Raw genomic sequence first — 6,120 nt, 5'->3', positions numbered from 1 at the left:
ATTATACTATAAATTCAACTTTGCAACAGAACCTTCAATACACTAATATGATTCCTCTTTTATTACTAAAGAAATTAGGAGAATTTGTTATTAACTTCCAATTACCTAACTATCTATAGATGAGTACAAAAATAAACACCTATTTGATGTCAAATTAAAAAATAAACTATAAATTTCAAAATGAATAAAAACATATCAAAATAAAATTAGTCTTATTATACTACGCGATTAGCACTGATTGTCGTACATTAGATATATTTACGTAAAAAGATAGTAACTCCATATATGAGTTTATTAATAAACTGATTAATAGCTCAAACACTTTGAAGAAGACAGATATTTCTAAAATGTTTAAAGATTTTAAGTTTAAATCTATTTTCCATGTATATCTAAATTCTTAATAACTCTTCGCCATTTTAAAAAACAAGATAACAAAATGTAACTATATCAAAGAATACACTTAAAAATATTGAATCTGTTTACGGACTATAAAAAGATTGGTAGTTCTCTTCAAAACCTCAAATTTTTGCCATGTCACGAAATACGTCACATATTAGTTATTAAGAAAAATACTAATGTATACAAAATTCTTCTAAATTTACGCAATAATTTAAATTAATTTACTTCGAAATAGCAACTGTTATTTGCTATACTATATATTAATAATCTAAGATAACTTTATGAAATAACGAAATTTTTTACATGCTATCATTGCTTTATCAATAATTTGACCAATTTCTGGTTTCTTAGAATTATCGTTAATATACTGCTAACGTGCTTCTTTGGGTACCCAGAAAATATTTTCTGCTAAGTACTCATCTTTATCCTCTTCATCAGCTAAATCATCATTTTTTAATTCTTCATACTTTTCTTCAAAAGAGTCAGATACATACTTCAAGAATATGATGCCTAACGCTACATTCTTGTATTTTGCTGCATCCATACTCCCTCGTAATTTATCCGCAGCTTGCCATAATTTTTCTTCAAATCCAATTGTCGCCATTTATATTCCACCTCTATGTTATCCTTTACACAAATATATCAAATAGTAAAGCTATATGTGACTTTCTTTGTGATTTTCTCTGTAAAAAAATATTGTTCCTTATACTTTGTAAGTTAAATTAAGTAGCTAATCACAAAAATATAGATTATTATATAGTTAATTAAAAACGGGGGATGATAAATTGTTTAATGAAGATTACCGCTTGCAAATTGGAATTAAGCCGTTGAGTTTTGAATTATATTTAAATTTCTTAAATGAAATGTTTCAGTCAAATGAAATGAACTGGTTTTTAAATGATATCGAAAATGTAAATTTATATGGTGTTTTAGAAGAAAATGAGATAGAGGAAATTGAGTCATCATTTGAGCGTGTAAAAGAATTTTATTTCTCAAATATTGAAGAAAAAAGGTATGAATTCAGTGAATATACTGATATAAATAACGAACATGAACAAATAGTTGATCTTTTACTTGATATTGATAGATATATTCAGAATATGATAAATCAATTAGAAGAAAACAATATATTAGAAGAATGTTTAATTGATAATATCGAAAATAGTTTATATTTATTAGAAGAAAAGAAAAATGAGATTGAAGATTTAAAATTTAAAATGGACATTCACTTTAAATTAGTAAACTATTGGGACGAAGATATGTATTATAATTTTATAAACTTTTTTATCAATAAATCAGACTTTAAATATTTTTCATCCTTAGTAGATGAATTAGGTCAGAGATTGAAAAATGAGAATTTCAAACAAAAAGAATTAAATTTATTGACATTGATAAAAGACATAGTGGGAGTGTTAATTACATTTTATGAACAATTTCACATCAGTTCTGCATATGAACTAGGAAATAACTGGTTTGAGATAGATCGTGATATAAGAATGAGTTTGATTTTTATAAATGAAAAAATCACATTAATTGAATATACATATATTGAAAAAGGAGAGTCGGAGGAACTCTTAGTATTATTAGAAGAAATATTCAATAATTATTCAACTATAATAAACGCTATAATGATAGTATACTCAGAAAATGAGTAGTAATAAAATGATTATTTTTTCAAGCCGTTCTAATAACATTAGATCGGCTTTTTAATTTTTAGCAAAAATCACTAATAAGGGGAAGCGTATCACAAATAAAACTAAAAAATAGATTGTGTATAATATAAAAGGAAGGGATTTATATTAAAATTTTGAATTCAAAAATTATTGAAAGGGAAGCTACCTTAGAAATTGAATCTATGGTCACTAACTGCTTTTTTATATCACCGCTTATTAAAAAATGTAAGAATATTCCTCAGTGCTAAGTGAAGGAGGTTCTAGTTTTATTTAATATTCATATTGATAGGTAATGGTTAATAATTGCCTGTAAATTATTGTTAAATATCGTTGTTATAGTATCATCATTCATAAAATTTTTATAGATTTTATCAAGTATTTCCTCATCTTCAATAGCTGTAAAGCGATGTACTAGTCTTTTTATGAGCTATATATAATTTTGCGAAGCTAAACTGTTTGTAATTATTCACCAATCAGGTTATGTAGTGTCACGGTTCATAGGTAATTCTCTTTTTAAAATCATCTAATATTTTATATAATTCATATAAGTGTAGTATTAACGTTTTCTACTTTATCTATAAAATATTTAGAATTACATTAGAATTTTAAATTATACGGCTGGAAATTCAATGCTGTAAAAATAGACAGATTTTAAAAAAGTAGTAATAAAAAGTCTAAGTTTTATCTTTGTAATAAACTTCGACTATATTTAAAAATAAATATGAATGTCTTTTAATTTCTATAATATCAAAGCTATTATATGATTTGAAATTTTGTAACTTTTTCTCTAATTTGGAAGTAGATAATGACTTAAAGGTTTTAACTTTTACCCAACGACTTGGCATTTTATCACTCCTATGTAATGTATTACTTCAATATACCCTTAAATTTTTATAATTAATTATATTGTAATATTATTTTATTTTATAAAAATAGTTTAATAAAATGTTTAATTTTTGTAAAAAATAATTAAATATTATAGACATTACGATAGTTTAATTAGAAAATATATTTAAGAATTATGAATTTAGTTCTTATTAATGTTAAAGATCATCAATTATTTTGTCACATTATCTTGAGAGGATTACCTTATGAGGTAGCCTTTTATTTGTCACCTAATATTGCTCTAAGGCTAATAATACATATATAAAATAAATAATTATCAGAATATATTTAGAAATTGATATTTAATAATTAAATAAAAGTATACTAAATATTTATAATTTACAAGTGAGCTGATAGAAAGATGAGTATAAGCGAATATAAAAATAGATACTTAGAGTCACTATATAACACCTTTAAAACTGAGTTAGAAAACGAACGCACTCGCTATTTTATATTAGATACCAACTATACAAATAGTGATGATACTGAAAAGGAGTTTACTTGGGATGTAAAACAGAATAATAAGATCAGAGAAGGCGATTTGTTCATTTTTAGACGGCCAACTAATTTATCTCAAATTGCTCAACAATTTTATTTCTTTGGAGCTGGGAAAATAGAAAAAATTGAGCGAAAAAATAATGTAGCAACCGCTTACATTTCAAAACCCTTACTTTTTGTGGATCGTGTTTTAAAAGATAATATTGAAAATTTAAAATGGGAGTTCAAAGAAAGAATTAAAGAAGAGTGGGAGCAGTTTTTCTTTAAAAATAAAATCAGTAATATTACAAAAAATGATTTTTTAAAACTACTAAGTTTGAGTAGAAATGTAGTGGAAATAGAAAGTAATTATATTAATAATGATATTTCGCTAACTTTTAAACAAATGGCTGATATGGCAACTCGAATAAAGAAAAATATTTACTACGTAGGGAATCATGAAGCATTTGTTCAAGCTAAGGGAAGTGCTCATTTTGAGTTTTCAAAAAGGATTAAACAAAATTATAGTTATAGATGTGCAATTACCGGGATTAAAACTAAAGACTTTTTAGTCGTTACACATATTATTCCTTGGCATGAAAATGAGTTTATTAGACTAGATCCTTCAAATGGTATTTGTTTGTCTTTATTTTTAGCAAAAGCATTTAAGAAAGGCTTTATCACTTTTTCTAACAGTTATAGAGTTGTTTTATCTAAAGAAGCAGAGAAAGATGCTGCTTTATATGAAGAATTAAAGATTTATGAAAATCAAAAAATCGAACTACCAGATTGTCAGAAACCTAATTTGAAATATTTAGATTGGCATAGAGAACATATTTTTAAAAATTAATTTTGGGAGAGGTTGTATGACAGATATTAGTCAATTAGTAGAGGTGCCATACATCTTTCATTAGTAGATTGAAAAAGAGCACTTGAAACAGATAATTTGTATTATTTAGCCTATGGATTAACAACTTTAGATAATTGTTTTAAATATTACCAATTAATTACACAAAATGAACATTTTTGCTATTCTCAACAAGAAGAAAGAGAAAGTTATCAGCAAAAATTTCAAAGTATGATTAATGGTTTAAAAATTAAAATTGGCATACAAAGTTCAAATGATGATGCGCAATAAGCTACAAAGTTTGATTTTTTAATTGAACGTTATATGTTTTTAAAAGAAGAAAGAGCTTCGAATTAATATCTTAATGGAGGAAGATTAGTAAATGGCTAGAACGTATAATGTGATTAAATATGTCATTAAGAAAAATAAGGATGATCTTAAAATACATGGATTAAGATTATATGAATTTAATATAAAAGATGAAAAAGCTATAAATATTAGCCAACCCATTTTTGTGAACAGAGCAACATTGATTGAGAAAATACAAAATGGTGAAGCATTTACGCACGCCTTTAGAGTAAATCACAATACTTATTATGCAGGCCAATTAATTTCTTTATCATTGAATAAAAATGGTTATATTAATAACAACTTTGAGGCCTCACGAGATATTATTAGAAACATTGAAGTAAGTATTTTAGACTATGAATAAAGGTAATACTGATAGAATACATTACAATTAAAAAAGGGAGTATAGGACTCCCTTAATAAGTTGATATATAAGTGACTTATTTTTTTAATAGAATTTTAATTCCTCTGTTAATGTTCAAGATATATAATATTAAAGCAATTAAAAAGAATATAATAGTAATAATTAAAAGAATGCTAAATATTAATAATTGATGATCCAAAGGTTTATCAAAGACTTCTTTAGAAAAAATAAATGCCAATCTACCTATAAAAAAACTAACCCAAGTCATAATATGATTAATGAATGCTTTTTTGCCATGTTCTGATGTTGGTTCATCAGCAAGTATCCATACAAATAAAGGTAAAATGACAGGTGCGAAAAAGATACTTAAATAACTCAATGCTGATAAAACGTAACTATTGTCATTTTTATGCATATTACTATTTGTATTTTCCACTTTTTTCACCTTCTTTACTTTTCTTTACTATTATAAAAACATTAATAGCGAGCTATTACAACAGTTATAAGAGAAGCTTACGATATTGTAAGTATGTGTTGTTATAATCAATATAAAATTAAGAAAGACCTGAGAATTTATATTATCATCCACAATCGAAGTGAGTAGCGAAATTTATTGGAAAAGGTACTTATATTGAAGATATTGTTAATGGTTCATTTTTAAAAAGCCAAGACGATTTGAAGTTAAAAGCTTCTGACTTCACTGTCGAAGATAACTATAACTACGGTGTACTTATATTTCCAGAGAATCTTTCTCTTACAGATAATAATAAGAAATTGGAATCTTTAATAAAAACTATACTATTTACAGGTAAACGATATCAATATACTTATTTTAAAATTTGATCTTAATAGATAAGGATATAATGATTTAAACAATTTAAGAGATATTATTTTCACAAAAAAAGAATGCTTTTTGTTAGAGGCACTGAACCCTTAAAATGGGAACTTAATAAAAACACTATGTTCTAGGCTGCTAATTCTCTGTATTTTACAGGGGATAAGTAGCCTAGTTTTTGTTGAATTCGATTATTATTATAGTTTTTAATGTATTTTCGACAATATCTATTACAATATGATTAGAGTTATTAAGCTGATTATTGATGTAAAAAGTTTCAGACTTTAGCGAG

General features: G+C 25.1%; 6 protein-coding genes and 3 pseudogenes. 4 read left to right on the top strand and 5 right to left on the bottom strand.

The features are described from left to right. Positions 1 to 703: 703 nt before the first annotated feature. Positions 704 to 1,003 (bottom strand): annotated as a pseudogene (locus HMPREF3058_RS06160) (type I restriction-modification system subunit M N-terminal domain-containing protein); the annotation flags it as partial. Between the two features lie 181 nt (positions 1,004 to 1,184). On the opposite strand from HMPREF3058_RS06160, the gene HMPREF3058_RS06155 reads away from it, so the two are divergent. Next, complete coding sequence (locus HMPREF3058_RS06155) at positions 1,185 to 2,054, top strand: hypothetical protein (protein ID WP_031864944.1); 870 nt, start codon at positions 1,185 to 1,187, stop codon at positions 2,052 to 2,054. Between the two features lie 295 nt (positions 2,055 to 2,349). Here the strand turns inward: HMPREF3058_RS06155 and HMPREF3058_RS11810 are convergent. Both HMPREF3058_RS11810 and HMPREF3058_RS12295 read right to left on the bottom strand, forming a co-directional pair. After that, positions 2,350 to 2,538: pseudogene (locus HMPREF3058_RS11810) on the bottom strand (hypothetical protein). A gap of 208 nt (positions 2,539 to 2,746) precedes the next feature. After that, positions 2,747 to 2,917, bottom strand: a complete 171-nt coding sequence (locus HMPREF3058_RS12295; protein WP_001141152.1) for a hypothetical protein — start codon at positions 2,915 to 2,917, stop codon at positions 2,747 to 2,749. A gap of 401 nt (positions 2,918 to 3,318) precedes the next feature. Between HMPREF3058_RS12295 and HMPREF3058_RS06150 the strand changes: the two genes are divergently transcribed. From HMPREF3058_RS06150 to HMPREF3058_RS06140, 3 genes are all read left to right on the top strand, one after another. Beyond that, positions 3,319 to 4,284, top strand: a complete 966-nt coding sequence (locus tag HMPREF3058_RS06150; RefSeq protein ID WP_000027972.1) for an HNH endonuclease — start codon at positions 3,319 to 3,321, stop codon at positions 4,282 to 4,284. A gap of 96 nt (positions 4,285 to 4,380) precedes the next feature. After that, positions 4,381 to 4,572 (top strand): hypothetical protein, encoded by a 192-nt coding sequence (locus HMPREF3058_RS06145; protein WP_000291518.1) that lies wholly within the window; start codon positions 4,381 to 4,383, stop codon positions 4,570 to 4,572. Positions 4,573 to 4,663: 91 nt separating this feature from the next. Further along, the gene (locus tag HMPREF3058_RS06140; RefSeq protein WP_000124775.1) at positions 4,664 to 4,993 is read left to right on the top strand and encodes a hypothetical protein; all 330 of its coding nucleotides are present in this window, start codon (positions 4,664 to 4,666) and stop codon (positions 4,991 to 4,993) included. Positions 4,994 to 5,069: 76 nt separating this feature from the next. On the opposite strand, the gene HMPREF3058_RS06135 is transcribed toward HMPREF3058_RS06140, so the two are convergent. Beyond that, a complete protein-coding gene (locus HMPREF3058_RS06135) occupies positions 5,070 to 5,429 on the bottom strand; it encodes a magnetosome magnetite crystal formation protein family (RefSeq protein WP_000432278.1) in 360 nt (119 codons plus the stop codon). Between the two features lie 529 nt (positions 5,430 to 5,958). Continuing rightward, positions 5,959 to 6,120, bottom strand: a pseudogene (locus HMPREF3058_RS12415) (IS3 family transposase); the annotation flags it as partial.

The sequence above is a fragment of the Staphylococcus sp. HMSC068G11 genome, assembly GCF_001815825.1.
GTDB lineage: Bacteria > Bacillota > Bacilli > Staphylococcales > Staphylococcaceae > Staphylococcus > Staphylococcus epidermidis.
The sequence above is the reverse complement of the archived record's forward strand: the minus strand, read 5'-3'. Positions and strand labels throughout refer to the sequence as shown.

Bases quoted from the DNA above. Each gene is read 5' to 3' on its own strand.
- HMPREF3058_RS12295 (WP_001141152.1), bottom strand. From the start codon at position 2,917: ATGCCAAGTCGTTGGGTAAAAGTTAAAACCTTTAAGTCATTATCTACT.
- HMPREF3058_RS06150 (WP_000027972.1), top strand. From the start codon at position 3,319: ATGAGTATAAGCGAATATAAAAATAGATACTTAGAGTCACTATATAAC.
- HMPREF3058_RS06140 (WP_000124775.1), top strand. From the start codon at position 4,664: ATGGCTAGAACGTATAATGTGATTAAATATGTCATTAAGAAAAATAAG.